Annotated in this window: 12 protein-coding genes and 1 pseudogene; 6 read left to right on the top strand and 7 right to left on the bottom strand. The window is 63.2% G+C overall.

Features of this window, described 5'->3' with window-relative positions; genetic code table 11:
- The first annotated feature begins 149 nt into the window (after positions 1-149).
- Positions 150-605, top strand: coding sequence for an Lrp/AsnC family transcriptional regulator (locus CQ14_RS37545; protein ID WP_057862767.1), 456 nt, complete (start codon positions 150-152; stop codon positions 603-605).
- Positions 606-796: 191 nt separating this feature from the next.
- A complete protein-coding gene (locus CQ14_RS37540; RefSeq protein ID WP_057862766.1) occupies positions 797-2,038 on the top strand; it encodes an LLM class flavin-dependent oxidoreductase in 1,242 nt (413 codons plus the stop codon).
- Between the two features lie 156 nt (positions 2,039-2,194).
- Here CQ14_RS37540 and CQ14_RS37535 read toward each other — a convergent pair whose 3' ends face one another.
- On the bottom strand, positions 2,195-3,007 hold the full coding sequence (locus CQ14_RS37535; RefSeq protein WP_057862765.1) for an SGNH/GDSL hydrolase family protein: 813 nt from the start codon (positions 3,005-3,007) through the stop codon (positions 2,195-2,197).
- A gap of 239 nt (positions 3,008-3,246) precedes the next feature.
- Between CQ14_RS37535 and CQ14_RS37530 the strand changes: the two genes are divergently transcribed.
- Complete coding sequence (locus CQ14_RS37530; RefSeq protein WP_057862764.1) at positions 3,247-4,623, top strand: cytochrome P450; 1,377 nt, start codon at positions 3,247-3,249, stop codon at positions 4,621-4,623.
- A 191-nt stretch (positions 4,624-4,814) separates the two neighbouring features.
- On the opposite strand, the gene CQ14_RS37525 is transcribed toward CQ14_RS37530, so the two are convergent.
- Together CQ14_RS37525 and CQ14_RS37520 are read right to left on the bottom strand one after the other, a co-directional pair.
- Positions 4,815-5,306: a cupin domain-containing protein gene (locus CQ14_RS37525; protein ID WP_057862763.1), complete on the bottom strand. Its 492-nt coding sequence runs from the start codon at positions 5,304-5,306 to the stop codon at positions 4,815-4,817.
- Positions 5,307-5,341: 35 nt separating this feature from the next.
- Complete coding sequence (locus tag CQ14_RS37520; protein WP_057862762.1) at positions 5,342-6,184, bottom strand: SDR family NAD(P)-dependent oxidoreductase; 843 nt, start codon at positions 6,182-6,184, stop codon at positions 5,342-5,344.
- Between the two features lie 184 nt (positions 6,185-6,368).
- Between CQ14_RS37520 and CQ14_RS37515 the strand changes: the two genes are divergently transcribed.
- Positions 6,369-7,331, top strand: a complete 963-nt coding sequence (locus tag CQ14_RS37515) for a sensor histidine kinase (RefSeq protein WP_057862761.1) — start codon at positions 6,369-6,371, stop codon at positions 7,329-7,331.
- A 364-nt stretch (positions 7,332-7,695) separates the two neighbouring features.
- On the top strand, positions 7,696-9,471 hold the full coding sequence (locus tag CQ14_RS37510; protein ID WP_057862760.1) for a putative bifunctional diguanylate cyclase/phosphodiesterase: 1,776 nt from the start codon (positions 7,696-7,698) through the stop codon (positions 9,469-9,471).
- 53 nt (positions 9,472-9,524) lie between these two features.
- Here CQ14_RS37510 and CQ14_RS37505 read toward each other — a convergent pair whose 3' ends face one another.
- Positions 9,525-10,163, bottom strand: coding sequence for a carboxymuconolactone decarboxylase family protein (locus tag CQ14_RS37505; protein WP_057862759.1), 639 nt, complete (start codon positions 10,161-10,163; stop codon positions 9,525-9,527).
- A 230-nt stretch (positions 10,164-10,393) separates the two neighbouring features.
- Here CQ14_RS37505 and CQ14_RS37500 point away from each other — a divergent pair, with 230 nt between their 5' ends.
- Positions 10,394-13,501: an EAL domain-containing protein gene (locus tag CQ14_RS37500; RefSeq protein ID WP_057862758.1), complete on the top strand. Its 3,108-nt coding sequence runs from the start codon at positions 10,394-10,396 to the stop codon at positions 13,499-13,501.
- Here the strand turns inward: CQ14_RS37500 and CQ14_RS37495 are convergent.
- The 3 genes and pseudogenes from CQ14_RS37495 to CQ14_RS37490 form a co-directional block, all read right to left on the bottom strand.
- Positions 13,417-15,351 carry a patatin-like phospholipase family protein gene (locus CQ14_RS37495; RefSeq protein ID WP_057862757.1) on the bottom strand — a complete coding sequence of 645 codons (1,935 nt, stop codon included), beginning with the start codon at positions 15,349-15,351 and terminating at the stop codon, positions 13,417-13,419. The two genes, CQ14_RS37500 and CQ14_RS37495, sit on opposite strands and share 85 nt — an antisense overlap.
- A 113-nt stretch (positions 15,352-15,464) precedes the next feature.
- Positions 15,465-15,518, bottom strand: a pseudogene (locus tag CQ14_RS48510) (hypothetical protein); the annotation flags it as partial.
- The gene (locus CQ14_RS37490) at positions 15,503-16,582 is read right to left on the bottom strand and encodes an LLM class flavin-dependent oxidoreductase (RefSeq protein WP_057862756.1); all 1,080 of its coding nucleotides are present in this window, start codon (positions 16,580-16,582) and stop codon (positions 15,503-15,505) included. The gene CQ14_RS37490 and the pseudogene CQ14_RS48510, both read right to left, overlap by 16 nt.
- Positions 16,583-16,809 lie beyond the last annotated feature (227 nt).

Raw genomic sequence — 16,809 nt, 5'->3', positions numbered from 1 at the left:
TTTTCTGTTTCTTCCGCCCACGATGTGGTTTTACCGACATATTCCGGACATTATTCGAGACGACGGCCGTAAAGATCGCCGAAAGCCTTTGCAGGTGCTCGGCCGCCGGCTTAATTCCGTAAGACTTCCGAAATTCCTGGCGAGGGCCGATGGCGAAACTCGACGACACCGACCGGCAATTGCTGATGCTGCTGCAGGAGGACGACCGCCAGGCGCTGGCTGTTCTCAGCGAGAAGATCGGCGTCGCGGTTTCCACCATCAACGACCGCATCAAGCGGCTGGTTCGAACCGGCATGATTTCGGGTTTTCACGCCCGCATCGCACCGGAGGCGATCGGACTCGATCTGCTCGCCTTCATCATGGTGAGCTGGAGCAACCCGAAGGTCGAAGCGATATTCCTGGAACGGGTGAAGGCGTCGCCCGACGTGCTGGAGTGCCATCACATCACCGGCGCCTGGAATTATCTCCTGAAGGTGCGCGTCGGCACCACGCGCGATCTCGAACGGTTTCTCACGGAGACCATCAAGGCCGTGGATGGCGTGGAGCGAACCGAGACGCTGATCACGCTGTCGACGACGAAGGAGACATGGAGCGTCCGCGTTTAGCGCGTGACTACGCCTCGCTCCGTTTGTTTGATTGAGCATCAGGAACGGGAATTCCGGGCCACGGCATGTCGGCCGGGCCGCGCGACAACCATGCGCTGGCTGCGGGCTCGCAGCATTGCCTTGCCCTTGCCCACCCCGTAGGTTTGCTGCCGAGCAAATCCAAAGAACAATAATTTCGGAGAGCAAACCCCATGGCACGCCTGAAATTCGGAGCCTTTCTCGCCCCGCATCACCCGATCGGCGAGAATCCGCTGCTCCAGTTCCGCCGCGACCTCGATTTCGTCGAGCAGATCGACGCGCTCGGCTATGACGAGTTCTGGTGCGGCGAGCACCATTCCTCCGGCTGGGAAATGATCGCTTCGCCGGAAATGTTCTTGGCGGCGGCGGGCGAGCGCACCAAGCGCATCAAGCTCGGCACCGGCGTGGTCTCGCTGCCCTATCACCACCCCTACAACGTGGCGCAACGCATGGTTCAGCTCGACTGGATGACCGGCGGCCGCGCCATCTTCGGTTCGGGGCCCGGCGCGCTTGCCTCCGACGCGCACACGCTCGGCATCGATCCGATGACACAGCGTGACCGCCAGGACGAGGCAATCGCGATCATCCGCCGCCTGTTCAAGGGCGAGCGCGTCACCGCCAAGAGCGACTGGTTCACGATGCAGGACGCCGCGCTGCAATTGCTGCCGCTGCAGGAAGACATGCCGTTCGTGGTGGCCTCGCAGATTTCGCCGTCGGGCATGACACTGGCCGGCAAATACGGCATCGGCATCATCTCGCTCGGCTCGATGTCGACGCAGGGCCTGATGGCGCTGCCGACGCAATGGGGCTTTGCCGAGGATGCCGCCAAGAAGGCCGGCACGACGGTCAGCCGCTCCGACTGGCGCGTGCTCCTGAGCTGGCACATCGCCGAGACCCGCGAGCAGGCGCAGCGCGAGGCCGGCGCCGGCCTGATGCGCTGGCACAACGAATATAACGTCCGCACGCTGCAGCGGCCGGGGCTGGAGCCGTTCACCTCGCCGGAGGATGCGCTCGAGAAAACGGCTGGCGGCGAGAATGCCGCGTCCACCATCGGCACGCCGGACGATCTGGTCAAAACCATCAAGAACCTGATGCATGTCTCGGGCGGCGTCGGCGCCATCATCGGCTTCGTGCACGACTGGGCCAACCCGGAAAACACCCGCCGAAGCTGGGACATGGTCGCCCGCTACGTCATTCCGGAAATCAACGGCTATGTCGCCAAGCTGCGCGAGTCGCAGAAATTCCTGATCGAGAACCGCGCGGTGTTCGAGCGCGCAGGTCAGGCCGTTATGGCCAAGATCATGGAGAACGAAAAGGCGGCAGCCGCCTTGCAGCACACCGGTCCCGGCCGGGTGGCAATCCCGACCATCAACGCACCGGATTTGCAGAAGGAAGCGGCCAAGCGCAAGGCGTGATGGTCTCGTCAGGTACGACGCGATCTCTCCCTCGTCATTGCGAGGAGCGAAGCGACGAAGCAATCCGTCTATCCCCGCGGAGAGATGGATTGCTTCGCTTCGCTCGCAATGACGGGGTTGACGTCATGCGCGACGGCAACACACCGGAAAGCTCCCCTACTTCCCGTAATATTCCTGTACGGTGTCCCACGCGACGTTCTGCAGGAACGCCACGGTTTGTCCGTCGAGGCCGGCGAGATGGGCGTTGCCGACTGGCGAGCGCCCGGTGAGCGCCGCAAAGGTCACGCAGGCGGCGAGATAAGTGCCGGCCAGGCTCGGATGGCGCTTGTCGGCGGCGTACAGAGTGACCTCGGGCTGCTTGTTGAGCGCTTTCGCAAAGGCGAGGCCGGCCGGGATCACCAGTGCGTCGTTCGCATTGCCTGCGATCGTATAGGCCTCGGCGAGCTGCGCCGTCATTTCCGGCTTGTCGGCATAGGCCCAGGACATGAAAAACACTGGCGTCGTGCCCTTGGCGCGCACGATCTCGCTGCTCTTTTTGGCAAACTCGGTGAATACCGACTTGAGCGTCGGATGGATCGGGCACTGGCTGCAATCCATCATGATGGCGACGTCGAACAGTTTATCGAGCTTGTTGAAGACGACGTTGTTGTTTTCGTCGAAGGAATAAGAGCCGATCGCCTTCGGCCGGAAATAGCTTTCGACGTCATGCCAGTCGATACCGGAGCCGCTGATGGTGACCGAGGTGGCGCGGTAGGCCTGCTTGTTGGCGGCGTCAGCGGCGCGCTGCATCGCCAGCACGTGGCTGTGCATGCTGTTGTTGTAGTAGAAAAAGCTGTTGCCGATGAAAATCTCGGTTTTGGGAAAATCCGGCCCCAACGTTTTGACCGAAGGTTTGGTCTGGGCCTGCGCCAGAGAATTTCCGCCCAACGCGACCAGCGCAAACACGAGCAATCCAAACATCCTCGGCATATCGCCCCCCTGCCCATTTGATTTTGGAGCATCCTAGCACATGCTCGCGGCTTTGTGACGCGATCCGGACATCCGGGGCATGGCGCCGGCCAATCGCGCGCTTTGCTGCATCCAAACAAGGAGTTATTTCCCCGGGGCAGCTAACACGCGCCGCCCGTGCCGATATTTAAAGCCGCGACAAAGCCGCCGACACGGTGGATAATATTTGCGATTTTCGCAGATCGCCCGGAGCAATTGCCATGTCGATGCAGAATGTGGCCTCATCAGCCAATATCCCGGTGCCGCCGAACCCCAAGGCGTTACGGCACATTCCCGGCAACGAGGGCTGGCCGTTCATCGGCAACACGCTGGCGGTGCTGGCCGATCCCAAAGGACAGATTGAGAAGTCGGCCGCCAAATACGGTCTGATCTACCGCACCCATCTGTTCGGCGAGACCAGCGTGACGATGCTCGGGCCCGAGGCCAACGAGCTGGTGCTGTTCGACAAGGCGCACCTGTTCTCCTCTACCCATGGCTGGGGACCGATCCTCGGCCGGTTGTTTCCGCGCGGGCTGATGCTTTTGGATTTTGAAGAGCACCGCCTGCATCGCCGCGCGCTGTCGGTGGCGTTCAAGTCGGAGCCGATGAAGTCCTACCTCGTCGATCTCGACCGTGGCATTGCCGCGCGGGTCAAGCAATGGAAGGCGCAGCCGGGCGAGATGCTGGTGTATCCGGCGATGAAGCAGCTTACGCTCGATCTGGCGGCGACGTCGTTCCTCGGCGCCGAGATCGGGCCCGAGGTCGACGAGATCACCGGCGCCTTCATCGACATGGTGGCCGCAGCCGTGGCGCCGATCCGGCGGCCGCTACCGTTCACGCAGATGGCCCGCGGCGTTGCGGGCCGCAAACGGATCGTTGCCTACTTCGCCGAACAGATTCCGATCCGCCGCGCGCGGGGTGGCGGCGATGATCTGTTCTCGCAGCTGTGCCAGGCAACGCACGAGAACGGCGCGCTGCTGTCAACCCAGGACATCATCGACCACATGAGTTTTCTGATGATGGCGGCGCATGACACGCTGACATCGTCGCTGACCTCCTTTGTCGGCGAGCTCGCCGCCCACCCCGAATGGCAGCAGCGGTTGCGCGAGGAAGTCAAAGGCCTCGGCATCGAGGCCAACGATCCCACCAGCGTCGCCAATCTCGAAAAGATGCCGCTGTCGGAAATGGCGTTCAAGGAAGCGCTGCGGCTGAAGCCGCCGGTGCCATCGATGCCGCGCCGCGCGGTGCGCGACTTTTCGTTCAGGGGGTACGACGTTCCCGCCGGCACACAGGTCGGCGTCAACCCGCTGTTCACGCACCATATGCCGCAGATCTGGCCCGAACCGGACAAGTTCGATCCGATGCGTTTCTCCGACGAAGCGCAGCGCACCCGCAATCGTTTTGCGTGGGTGCCGTATGGCGGCGGCGCGCATATGTGCCTCGGCCTGCACTTCGCCTATATGCAGGCGAAATGCTTCGCGCGGCATTTCCTGCAGAATCTCGAAGTCTCGCTGGAGCCCGGTTACAAAGCGGACTGGCAGATGTGGCCGATCCCGAAACCGCGGGACGGGCTGCGAGTGACGGTGAAGGCGGTTTAGCTTCGGCGCGTAGGGTGGGCAAAGCGCAGCGTGCCCACCATCCAGAGAACGGCGGTTGAATGTTAGACCTCGTCCTGAGGAGCCGCGCAGCGGCGTCTCGAAGGATGAATGGCACGAACCGGGCAACATGGCTCGAGATGGCGCTTGCGCGCCTCCTCACCATGAGGGTTTAGCGCGTGAGATCGCGCCCCCTACTTCACCAGCGTCGTGAGCTGCGCGCCTTCGTCGGCCACAAACACCGCGATCAATTCTGCAGGTTCGGTCATGCTGGCGTTGGCCGAGACCAGATGGGTCGAGCCGGGCGGCTCGAAGAAGGACTGGCCGACCGCAAACGTCTCGACCGGGCCGCCCGCCAATTGCGAGCGGATCTCGCCCTTGGTGATATAGGCGGTGACGGAGCCAGAATGCTGGTGCGGCGGCGTAAAGCCGCCGGGGCCATAGAACACGCGCACGATGGTGACGCGCTTGCCCGCCACGTTCGGCAGCGCATGCGAGCTGATCGGCTCGACGATATCCTGCGAACCGGTCACGCTGTTGGCGCAGAGCGGCTCGATGATCGACGAGACCGCGTCCATGGTCGACGGCAGCGTCTTGCCGATGACGAAGGCGCAGGCGAGGCCGGCGATGACGGCGAGGTAGAGCGGACGGCCTTCGGATGGCGATAGATGGAATGTTGCAGACATTTGCGTCTCCCTTGCGATTTCTGCCGTCATGGCTCCTACCCCGCGCCCTGATCGAATGCCTTCTTCAGCATGACATAGCCCTGCTGCTGCTGGCTCCAGTTGCGGCCGCCGATCATGGCGCCGTCGACCACAAGATCATGGCCATTGACGAAGGAAGATTCGTCGCTGGCCAGAAACACCGCGGCGTGCGCGATGTCATCCGGCAGACCGGCGCGCGGGATCGGCTGCGCCGATTTGTAGACCTCGCGCATCACGGCCGGGGTCTTTTCCGCGGCTTCCACCGACAGGCCCAGAGCTTTGCCGAAAATGCCGGTCGCGATCGCGCCGGGCGAAATCGAATTGACGCGAACGTTGGATTCGCCGAGTTCCATCGCCACGCATCTGGTGAGGTGGATGACGGCGGCCTTGGCCGCGCTATAGACCATCGACGATGAATAGCCGGCCAGCGTACCGGCGATGCTGCCGTTGTTGATGATGCTGCCGGAGCCCTGCTTGCGCATGTAAGGCGCTGCATGCTTCATGCCGAGCATCACGCTGCGGATCAGCGTCGCCATCGCCGCATCGAACCGCTCGACCTCGAGGCCTTCGATGCCGCCGGTCTGCGCCGGGCCGCCGGCATTGTTGAACAGGCAATCGATGCGGCCGAATTTTTCCACCGAGAGAGCGATCAGCGCCTTCATCTGCGCTTCCACCGTGACGTCGGTCTGGCGGAAGATGCAAGTAGCGCCGAGCTGCTTGGCCAGCGCCTCGCCTTCCGGCGCGCGGCGGCCGGCGATGACGATTTTCGCGCCCTCGGCGACGAAGATCTCAGCGGTGCGCAAGCCGATGCCGCTCGTCGCCCCCGTGATCACCGCGACCTTGCCGTCCAGGCGTCCCATGCTGTTCCCCCGATATTGGTTGACGCCAATATTCCCGCCTCTTGCCGGCAAGGCAAGCGCGCTTGTTCCATCGCGCTCCCCGGGCACCGCGCCGGTTTGCGACCTCAAGCGGCCGCGAAATCCTCGAATTTCGGCAGGGTCGGCCATATTTTGGATTCGCTGATCACGTGAAGTGACCATTCCGATGAAGAAATTGATCGACGAATTCAGACGCGGCTGGCAAGGCATCTCCCAGCCCTCGCTGCTTTTCAGCACGGCCTTCGCGGCCGGCTGCCTCGCCCTGTCGACTATCGCCCGGTGGGGCGTCGCCCAGATCCGTCCCGACGTATTCTTCACGCCGTATTTTCCGGCGGTCTTCCTGGCCACCGCGATTGGCGGCGCCCGGTTCGGGATCGCCACGGCCGTCGCGAGCGGCGTGCTCGGCTTCACCGTCAATTTCAGCAGCGCTACCGCCGATACCGCGCGGCTTGCGCTGCTATTGATGTTCTGGGCGGTCTGCGGCTTTGCCATCTGGGGCGTCGAGCATTACCGGACGATCGTGGCGCAGCAACGGGAAGATTCCAAACGCCTGATCCGGGAAGAAGAATACCGCAAGCTGCTGGTCGAGGAATTGCAGCACCGGCTCAAGAACAAGACGTCGACGATCCACGCCGTACTGCACCAGGTCCTGCAGGACCAGCCGCAGATCTGGGGCAGCATCGATCGCCGCCTCCGCGCGCTGTCGGCGACCGACGATTTGATCGCGCGGCTGGACGGCAGCGGCTGCGACATCAAGGACATGCTGCGCTCGGAGCTCGGGCCTTATGGCCATGTCCGGTTCAATTTGAACGGCGACTCGCTGTTCCTGCCGGCCAAACTGGCGGTCAGCCTGGCGCTGATCTTTCACGAACTCGCGACCAATGCAGGCAAGTACGGCGCGTTTTCTTCGGCCCGCGGACTGCTGCAGGTGTCGTGGTCGGTGTCGGAAGGGCGCCTCAACATCACGTGGGACGAGACCGAAGGTCCCGTGGTCGAAAAGGTCGGCCCGGCAGGCTTCGGCACCAAACTGCTGCAATCGGCGCTTCGTGCCTTCGACGGCAAGACCGAGATCAGCTTCCTGAAGACCGGCGTACATTGCACGATGCAGTGCCGGCTTCCCGCAAGCTAGACGCGCCAGAGCATGATCCGGAAAAGTGTGTAGCGGTCNCTCGCGACAAACGCGGAACGCGTTTGCGCGGAGATCATGCTCAAACAAAAAAGATAAAGCGGGATGACGATTCGAAGATCAGTCATCCCGCTTTAACACCATTTTCTCATCTTGAGGCATCGTTGCCGACGTAAGGTGCCGGTCGCGCTCTCGAAACGCGGTGAATCGAGATTCGCCTTGTACGCGACATTCTCGCCCGGTGTTGATACTCTGTTAATGACGATCGAGCGGACGCCGCTCTGAAATCGCCGACTTCTAGGGTTGTTGCGGCTTTTCGGAAGTCCGCTTAACCAATACTACAAGGGACTTTGCCAAGTTCCGTGGCATGCATAGTCCCAATAAAAACGATTTTCAGGCCGCGGTAACGCAGGCCAACAATGAAAGTTCATTCGAATCCGAACTGAGCATCCTGAGGGATGTCTTCAGGCTGCTTCCGACCGGCGTGACGGTTCAGGACGACAACGGCGCATTCGTGCTGGTGAACGACGCCGCGGCGGCCACGCTGCAGAGGGCCGCCGCCGCGCTGGATCTGTCGCAACTGAACGATCGCCGCGAAGCCTGTCTCGAATTGCTCCGCGCCGGCCGCCCGGCCGTGCTGGAAGAATCCATTGCCGGCGGCAAAGCCAAACAGGTATTGCTGACTTCGCACCGGCCGGTTCGGATCGCCGAGCGCAATCTGCTGATCTCGAGCTCCACCGACATCTCCGAACAGAAGGCGTTCGAGGAGCATCTGTTCCGCTCCGCCTATTACGATGAGTTGACCGGGTTGCCGACACGGCGCGTGATCGAGCATCGCGTCAACAGTCTCTTGAAGTACGACAACGGACAGGGCCGTTTCGCACTGGCCTTCCTCGACGTCGACAATTTCAAGCACATCAACGATTACTACGGACATTCGGTCGGCGACGCACTGCTGGCGGAGATGGCCAAGCGGGTGGGTCTGGACCTGCGCGAATCCGATATCCTGTCGCGGATCAGCGGCGACGAGTTCGTGCTGCTGCTTAACCCGATCGAGAACGAGAGCGAGGTCGCCGAGTTCATCCGCTTCATCCTGCAGCGACTGAAGGCGCCGTTCTACATCGACCAGTCCGAGATCTTCGCCTCGACCTCGATCGGTGTCAGCCTCTATCCCGAGCACGGACGCAGCTATGAGGAGTTGCGTCAGAACGCCGATATCGCGATGTACCGCGTCAAGAACGGCAGCAAGGGCGCCGCCGCGTTCTTCGATGCCAGCATGGAGCGCGAGGCGCTGGCGCGGATGAAGGTCGAGCAGGCGCTGCGGGTGGCGATCCTGGAAAAGCGCTTCTGCTGCGCGTTCCAGCCCAAGGTCGACATCCGGACCCAGGAGATCCAGGGCGTCGAGGCGCTGGTGCGCCTGCGCGACGACGAGGGTGTGATTCAGGCTCCCAGCACGTTCATCAATCTTGCCACCGAACTCGGCCTGATCGACGAACTGACCCATCTGGTGCTGGCGGAGATCGTCAAGTCGATCGACCTGATCAACGAGACCTTCGGTCCCGACACCACGATCAGCATGAACGTCGCGGCCAAGCAGGCCGGCAACCCCGAATTCATGGGGCCGTTCGCCCAGGCGATCGAAGCCACCGGATTTCCCAAGCGCTTCATGATCGAGGTGACGGAAGACGCCTTCGTCACCAAGACGCATTTCCACGACGAGATTCTGCCGCTGTTCCGCAAGCTCGGCGTCAGGATCTCGATCGACGATTTCGGCATCGGCTATTCGTCGCTCTCGGCGCTGGCCGACATCACCGCCGACGAGATCAAGATCGACCGCTCATTCATCACCGACATCCATAAGCGCCCGCGCAGCCAGGGCATCTTGCGGGCGATCGAATCCTTGAGCGAAGCGCTCGGCATGACCGTGATCGCCGAAGGGCTCGAAAGCTTCGAGGAGCTGGCCTATCTGCAGGCCGCGACCAAGATCCGCTACGCGCAAGGCTACTACTTCTCGAAGCCGATCTTCCTGGAAGATCTCAAGCTGGCAACCCCGCGCGTCAGCGAGGCGCGCGCCGGTCTGGTCAGTCGTCCCGCGCCGGAAACCCGCGCGGCTTACGCCCGCACCGGCACCTACCGCCGCTGATATCTGATCTGCGCAAGCGCCGCCGTCACCCGCGGCGCTTGAAGTTCGATCCGCTATTTCGCCAATGTCGGCAGCGGCTTCACGCTGTCGTTCGGCGGCACGGCCTGCATGGTGATCAGCGTCATCGACACCAGGTCGTAATAGCCGATGATGCCAATGATATCCATCATGCCGCGCTCGCCGAACTTTTCCAGCGCGGCCTTGTAGACGGGATCAGAGACTTTCCGGTCGCGATAGAGTGCGGTCGCCAGATCGTACAGCGCGGCCTCGTCGTCCTTCATGCCGTCGGGGCGCTTGCCGGCCGTGATCGCATCCGCGACCTGCGGATCGAGCCCGCCCTTCAGCGCGAGCGGGTAATGCGCGAACCATTCGTACTGCGCAGACCATTCCCGCGCCGTGATCAGGATCGCCATCTCGCTCAGCCGCGGCGACAGCGACGTATTCCAGCGCAAATAGTCCGACAGCGCCGACAGGCGCGACGCCAGCTCCGGACTGCGGATATAGGCGCGATAGGAAGGATTGCCGAACTTTGCATTTCGCGGCGGCGCCGTGATCGCGTCGGCCCAGGCCTTTTGCGGCGGCGTCAGCTCTTCCGCCTTCAGCGGCACGAAGCGGGTGATCTCCTCGGCGCGGCCGACGGACGGAATCGCAATAAGCGCCGCCAGAACGCCGGCGGCCAGGAAAGTCTTCATTTGTTCTTCTCCCTGTGATGTGCGGACTTCCCGCCGCGTTGTTTTTCCGGGCGTGAGGACCTTAGTGGCGGGATCGAGAGAAGCAACAAGATACCGCTGGCGAGCATCACCCGGCTCCAGGCCAGGGACGGCTCGCCGCCGCAGGAGGCGCATTAAGCCTTAAGTAACCGGATTTCCTAACGGCTTATGACATCCGCGCATCGTATGCACGTTCGCGGGAGAAGGGAGAAATGCGCGAGCTGCTTCACCACCTGCGCGGCCTGAAGGCCAGAACCGCGGCCACCGGGCGGCACCTTGCCGCGACCATCCGGGGTCCGGTGCTATGGCTGACGCTTTGCGGCGGGATGCTGGTCGCGGCGATTTTCGTCGGCACCATCATGATGGCGGGCGAATTTCGCGAGCGTGCGCTTGTCAACAGCGAACGCGAACTGGAGAACACCGTTCGCCTGCTCGCCCGTCATTTCGACCAGCAATTCGAGGATTCCGACACGCTCGCCGATGACGTGATCACCCGGTTGCAGATTTCCGGCATCGCCTCGGAGAAGGAATTCCGGCAGCGCGTCGCGAGCTCCGAAGCGCACGAGATCATGCGATCCAAGGCCGGCGTCCTGTCGTATCTCGGCGACATCTCGATCTTCGATTCCAATGGCGACATGATCAACTGGTCACGGCCGCTGCCGGTGCCGACGCTCAACATTTCCGAGCGGGCTTATTTCAAAAGCTTCAAATTCGATTCGCGCTCGCCGTCCATTCTCACCGAGTCGGTGCGCAGCTATCTCACCGGCAACCTGAACTCCGTCATCGCGCATCGATTGCGCGGCGAGGACGGCACTTTTCTCGGCGTGATGACGCGGCGCATCAACCCCGCCAATTACGAAAAATTCATCGCTTCCGCAGCTCTCGGCACCGGCGCCGCCATCTCGATATTTCATGCCGACGGCACCCTGCTGGCGCGCTATCCGCGCGTCGACGAGCAGATTGGCCAGAATTTCGCGAAGGCGCCGCTGCTGCAGCGCGTCCGTGACATGGGCAGCCAGCAAACGCTGCGTGTACAAAGTCCGATCGACCAGACGGACAGGCTGGGATCCGCGGCGCCGCTTTCGTATTACTCGGGTGTGGTGGTCGCGACCAACACGGTTACCGCCGCGCTTGCCGACTGGCGCGAGCAGACCCGTTTACTGGTCGTTGCCGCCACGCTGTCGGCGGCGGTAATCGCCCTGACCCTGTTCCTGATCATCCGGCAGATCACCCGGCAGAGCCGCGAGGCGCAGGAGCGGCTGGAAGCGGAACGCGGCCGGCTCGATACCGCCCTGAACAACATGATCCAGGGTCTCGTCACCTTCGACGCCTCGGCACGCGTCGTCACCTTCAATCGCCGTTATATCGACATGTACAATCTGTCGACCGAGATTGTGAAGCCGGGCTGCCATTTCCGCGATCTCATGCAGCGCCGCAAGGACAGCGGATCGTTCGCCGGCAATGTCGACGCGTTCTGCTCCACCGTCCTGCGTAACATCGCGCGCGGCCAGGTTGACCACAGCATTATGCAGTGTCCGGACGGGCGCTCGTTCATGGCGGTGAGCAAGCCGCTCGCGGGCGGCGGTTGGGTCGCCACCATGGAAGACATCACCGAGCGCCGCAATCTCGAGCAGGAGCGCGACCGCAACTACGCGTTCCTGAGCCAGATCATCGACCACATCCCCTCGCAGATCACCGTGAAGGACGTGCATGACCGGCGCTATCTGCTGGTCAACCGCGTAGCGGAGGCGCAGTTCGGCATCTCGCGCGACCTCATCATCGGCAAGACGGCCGCAGACCTGTTTCCAGAGGCCGCCGCCGAGATCATCGCGGCCGACGAAGAGAAAACGCTGCAATCCCCCGACGGCCTGTTCAAGGACGAGCATGTCTGGGAAACGCAAGGGCTGGGCCCGCGCTACATCACCTCCAAGCGGCTCGGAATCCGCAATTCCGCAGGTCAGGCGCGTTACATCATCAATGTCGTCGACGACGTCACCGAGCGAAGGCTCGCCAACGAGAAGATCGCGCATCTGGCGCATTACGATGCGCTGACCGACCTTCCGAACCGGGTACTGTTCCGCGAGCAGATCGAGCGCGAACTGGGCAAGGCCGCCGGCGGCGAACAATTCGCCCTGCTCTATATCGACATCGACGAATTCAAGGGCATCAACGACTCGCTCGGACACCATGTCGGCGACGAACTCTTGAAGGCGGTCGCAGCCTGCCTCAAGGATTGCATCAAGCCGGGCGACCTGATCGCCCGCCTCGGCGGCGACGAATTTGCCGTGATCCAGACAGCTATCCGCGGCCGCGCCGATGTCGAGGAATTCGTGACTCGCGTCTACGAGGCGATCCGCCAGCCCTATCAATGCCTCGGACATCAGCTTTCGACCGACGCCAGCATCGGCATCGCGCTCGCGCCGACGGACGGCACCGAACTCGACCAGTTGATCAAGCACGCCGACCTCGCGATGTACGCCGCCAAGGCCGAGGGGCGTCGCATCCATCGCTTCTTCGAGCCTGCCATGGATGCCCGCGCCAAGGCGCGGCTCACCATGGAGCAGGATTTGCGGCAGGCATTGGCCGACGGCGGCTTCGAGATCTACTACCAGCCGCTGCTCGATCTCGCGAGCAACGAGGTGACAGGCTGCGAGGCGCTGTTGCGCTGGCGCCATCCCGAACGCGGCATGGTCTCGCCGGCCGAATTCATTCCGGTCGCCGAGGATACCGGGCTGATCAACGAACTCGGCGACTGGGTGCTGCAGACCGCCTGCACCGAGGCCGCCGGCTGGCCGTCCCGGGTCAGGATCGCCGTCAACGTGTCGCCGATCCAGTTGAAGTCGCCGACGCTGGCGCTGCGGATCACCGGCGCGCTGGCCGCCTCGGGCCTGGCGCCTGACCGGCTCGAGATCGAAATCACCGAGGCGGTGCTGATCCATGACGACGAGACCGCGCTCGCCATCCTGCATCAGCTCCGCGCCATCGGCGTGCGCATCGCGCTCGACGATTTCGGCACCGGCTTCTCTTCGCTCAGCTATCTGAAGCGGTTTCCGTTCGACAAGATCAAGATTGACCGCTGCTTCATCAGCGACATCGAGGTCGACGGCTCGGCGGCGATCGTGCAGGCGGTGGTGAACATTGCGGCCGCCCGCAACATGACTACGACTGCGGAAGGCGTCGAGACCGAGCAGCAGCGCGAGATGCTGCGCCAGCTCGGCTGCACGCAGATGCAGGGTTATCTGTTCAGCGCACCCAAGCCCGCGGCCGAAGCGAGGCGATTGCTCGGCGCGCGATTGGAAGCCGCGACCGCCGTCGCCTGACGCCGTTCCAGCGCGCCGGTATCGAGTATCGCCTCGATCGCCGAGCTGCCTCCTGCCTGCAAAGCCGCGATGGCCTCCCTGGCCCAGAGGTAGGAGGCCTCGAAGATTTCGGTGTGGCGATCGAAATCCGTCACGTCGATCCCGACCGGAGACGGCGGCCGCATCACCGTGTCGAACGGCCCGACCGGCAGCGTATCGTAGCGCTGATGCGCCACCAGGCTGCGCCACAGCACGTTCACCGCGCTCGGCGCCGTGGGCAGCAGCTTCTTGCGGAACGGCGTCAGCATGGCCGCGATCAGCTCCAGCCGTCCCGGCAGCGAGGCATAGTCGACGTCGAACATCTCCGCGGCCGGCTCGCCGAAATGCACGACCAGGTTGGGGCCGCTCTTGAGTTGATGCATCGAGGCGAGCGGGACGTTGTCGATGAGGCATCCATCGACCAGCATCGCGCCATCAGCCGTATAGAACGGCGGCAACAGCCCGGGGATCGCACTCGATGCCCGCACGGCCTGCCATAGCGGCCCCGAGCGGATCAGTTCGAGATTGTGCGTCGAAAGATTGGTGGCGACGGCAGCGAAGGGCCGCCAGCAATCCTCGATCCGGCAGTCGGGACCGTATTGATGGGCCAGCGCCCGATCGAAGGCTTTGTGATCCAGCAGCGCGTAGCGCGGCCAGGTCGGCCGCCGGAAACTTCTGCTTCGGACGAAGATCTCGTGCGTGCCGCGCTCGAGATGTTCGGCTTCGAGGTTTTTGGCAAAGCCCGCCACCATGGCGGAGCCGACGCTGGTGCCGACAAAGATGTCGAACATCACGCCGCGTTCGCGAAACGCCTTGTAGATCCCGACATGCGCGGTGCCAAAACTGCCGCCGCCGGCGGCGACGAAGCCGATTGCGCGGCCACACAGAAAGCGGACCAGGCTGTCGATATCGACCTGGTCTTCGAGCGCGACATGGTGATGCATGAAGGACGGCAGCCGGGAAAGCCAGGCCGCGGTGCCCGAGACCTCGCCGCTTCGCCGGTCATGAATGCGAACGAGGCGCCGGGCGGAAACGGAATGAACCTCGCAGGCGAAGGCCTCGATTTCCGTCAAGGCACCTGCCGGCGCATCGCCGCGGCAGGCGAACACGACCATATCGGCCTGACGGATGGCCTTGCGCGCCCAGGGCGATGCATCGTGGCCGCCGAGATAGACCACCAGCGGCGCGGTGTGTTCGAGCTTGTTGAGCCACTCGGTCACTTCATGCGCATCGAGCGCCCGTCCCGGAAACATCGCCTGCAGGCGCGCCGCGTCGACGATCTCGGCATCGATCACGGCGAGCCCCTCGCGCATCCGGCGCTCGAAAGCGCCCGGCAGCGGCTCCAATCCACCGCCGATCAGCGCCACCGTTCGCGCCTTCGGCGAGGTGCGAAATGGCGCGATGCGCGCGGTCTCCTTGGCGAACCGCCGCGCCAGCGCCGCGAGCAGTGCCTCGACGATGGCGGGGGCTTCCTCGACCAGCTTCTGATAGGCCGGGCGCGTCAATGCCAGCACGCTGGTGTCGCGGATCGCAATCACGTCCGCGGTGCGCGGCACGTTGGCGAAGAAGCCGATTTCTCCCACCAGTTCGCCGGCCCGAAGTTCGGCGATCGGTTCGAGATAGCCGGTCTTGCGCACCGCAAGCGCGCCGTGCAGCACCAGGAAAAGCGAATCCGACGGCCCGCCTTGCGCGACCAGCATCTGCCCGCGCACCAGGTCCTGGCGGACCATGGCGCCGAGAGCCTTCAGCCGCTGTTCGGCGCTGAGCGTTCGAAACAGCGCGAACTCCTCCAGCGCGGAACTCCAGGCGAGGACCGAGCTCGACCCACTCATTTGGCGATACCCAGTTGAAACGGCCCGACTTTAGCGCCGGGCATAAATCACCGCGAGTGATATAAAGGCTTGCAAGCTGGCGCACCGCAGCAGCAGTCCCGTGTCAGGCGGCCTTACGAATGCACTGCAACATGACCGCCGCGCCGCTGCCTTACGCCGCCCATCGGCCGCGATTGTTCTCGGCCAGAATGGGGCGGACCATCCGGCCAAAACGCTCGGCCTCCTCGTCATGCAGATAGCCGGACAGGCAGAACGAGTGGCAGCCGGCATCGATGAATTGCTGCAGCGTCTCGGCGCACTGGACGGGATTGCCGACGACGGCAATGCCGGCGCCGGGGCGGACTTTCGTGATGCCGGTCCACAGATGCGGCAGCAGAAGATCGCCGTGCTCGCGGGCGAGCTGCTGCACGCGCATGTTCGCTTCCGATTTGTTGTAAAGCGTCTTCATTTCCTGCTTCTGCCGTTCGGTCGCGTGCCGTACCAGTTGGTCGGCGGCCTCCCAGGCGTCGGCCTCGTTCTCGCGGCAGATCACCTGCAGCCGCATGCCGAAGCCGATGTCGTCCTCGCGGCCGTGTGCACGCGCCATCTCCCTGATCTCGGCGATGTTGGAAGCGATCCTTTCCGGCAGGTCGCCCCAGAACAAATGCACATCGGAATGTTTGGCCGACAATTCCCAGGCCTGGCGCGAGCCGCCGCCAAGATAGAATTTCGGAAACGGCTGCTGGTGCGGGCGCGGCCGGATGTGAGCGCCGGACAATTTGTGAAACTTTCCCTCGAAGTTTACCGGCCCGCGCGTGGTCCACAGCGCCTTGAGGATCGAGACTTCCTCCTCCATCAACTCATAGCGCGCTTCCTTCGGGTAGCGCACGCCCTCGCCTTCGACCTCGCTCTCGTTCTGGCCGGCGATCAGGTTGATGCAGATGCGTCCGCCCGACATCTGGTCGAAGGTCGAGATCATCTTGGCCAGCAACACGGGATTGATGTAGCCGGGCCGCGCCGCGATCAGCGGCTTGATCGACGATGAGCGCGCCGCCATGAACGCGCCTGTGATCCAGGCTTCCCAGCACACCGAGCCGACCGGGATCAGGAGATATTCGAAGCCGGCCTTTTCCGCCGCCTGCACCACGCGGTCGCACAGTTCGGGCGAGCCCGGAATCTGCGCGTCCATCAGGCCATAGGCCGTGGTGTCGCCATGCGTGGGCAGATACCAGCCGAATTCGAGCGGACGCATGCCGTTTCTCCCTTGACGTATTCTTGACGTGTTCTTTGGCGCGCTTGTTGCTTGATCGTCGCGGGAATCAGTCTAGCGTCTGGCGGGCCTGAGGCAATCGGGGCCGCCCGCAGCGCAGCTTCGCCACTAAAGCGTGATGACGTTTCTTCGAATCGTCATCCCGCTCTATCTTTTTGTTTGAGCATGATCTTTTCGGGAAACCGCTACACACTTTTCCGGATCATGCT

It is taken from the genome of Bradyrhizobium lablabi (genome assembly GCF_001440475.1).
GTDB lineage: Bacteria > Pseudomonadota > Alphaproteobacteria > Rhizobiales > Xanthobacteraceae > Bradyrhizobium > Bradyrhizobium lablabi.
The sequence above is the reverse complement of the archived record's forward strand: the minus strand, read 5'-3'. Positions and strand labels throughout refer to the sequence as shown.

Bases quoted from the DNA above. Each gene is read 5' to 3' on its own strand.
- CQ14_RS37525 (WP_057862763.1), bottom strand. From the start codon at position 5,306: ATGTCTGCAACATTCCATCTATCGCCATCCGAAGGCCGTCCGCTCTAC.
- CQ14_RS37545 (WP_057862767.1), top strand. From the start codon at position 150: ATGGCGAAACTCGACGACACCGACCGGCAATTGCTGATGCTGCTGCAG.
- CQ14_RS37520 (WP_057862762.1), bottom strand. From the start codon at position 6,184: ATGGGACGCCTGGACGGCAAGGTCGCGGTGATCACGGGGGCGACGAGC.
- CQ14_RS37535 (WP_057862765.1), bottom strand. From the start codon at position 3,007: ATGCCGAGGATGTTTGGATTGCTCGTGTTTGCGCTGGTCGCGTTGGGC.
- CQ14_RS37495 (WP_057862757.1), bottom strand. From the start codon at position 15,351: ATGAGTGGGTCGAGCTCGGTCCTCGCCTGGAGTTCCGCGCTGGAGGAG.
- CQ14_RS37505 (WP_057862759.1), bottom strand. From the start codon at position 10,163: ATGAAGACTTTCCTGGCCGCCGGCGTTCTGGCGGCGCTTATTGCGATT.
- CQ14_RS37515 (WP_057862761.1), top strand. From the start codon at position 6,369: ATGAAGAAATTGATCGACGAATTCAGACGCGGCTGGCAAGGCATCTCC.
- CQ14_RS37490 (WP_057862756.1), bottom strand. From the start codon at position 16,582: ATGCGTCCGCTCGAATTCGGCTGGTATCTGCCCACGCATGGCGACACC.
- CQ14_RS37510 (WP_057862760.1), top strand. From the start codon at position 7,696: ATGCATAGTCCCAATAAAAACGATTTTCAGGCCGCGGTAACGCAGGCC.
- CQ14_RS37540 (WP_057862766.1), top strand. From the start codon at position 797: ATGGCACGCCTGAAATTCGGAGCCTTTCTCGCCCCGCATCACCCGATC.
- CQ14_RS37530 (WP_057862764.1), top strand. From the start codon at position 3,247: ATGTCGATGCAGAATGTGGCCTCATCAGCCAATATCCCGGTGCCGCCG.
- CQ14_RS37500 (WP_057862758.1), top strand. From the start codon at position 10,394: ATGCGCGAGCTGCTTCACCACCTGCGCGGCCTGAAGGCCAGAACCGCG.